The sequence below is a fragment of the Megasphaera jansseni genome, assembly GCF_047974155.1.
GTDB lineage: Bacteria > Bacillota > Negativicutes > Veillonellales > Megasphaeraceae > Megasphaera.
Genome location: NZ_JBHYRR010000104.1, coordinates 1 through 254, shown reverse-complemented (window position 1 = coordinate 254; position 254 = coordinate 1). Strand labels below are relative to the sequence as shown.

The following is a 254-nucleotide window of genomic DNA, read 5'->3' as shown; positions in this document are numbered from 1 at the left end:
TGGTTGATAGGCCGGGAGTGGAAGTACAGCGATGTACGGAGCGGACCGGTACTAATAGACCGAGGACTTGACTACAGGGAAGGTTCGAAAGGAAAAACATTTTTATGCAGTTGTCAGGATACGAACATCCTGAAACAAGATAATTCAGTGGCGATAGCTGCGGGGATCCACCTGTTTCCATGCCGAACACAGCAGTTAAGCCCGCAAACGCCGAAAGTACTTGGGGGGAGGCCCCCTGGGAGGATAGGAAGCCG

General features: G+C 52.4%; 1 rRNA gene. It reads left to right on the top strand.

Annotated elements, in window-relative coordinates:
• Positions 1–143: 143 nt before the first annotated feature.
• A 5S ribosomal RNA gene (gene rrf, locus ACE418_RS13555) occupies positions 144–254 on the top strand; the annotation flags it as partial.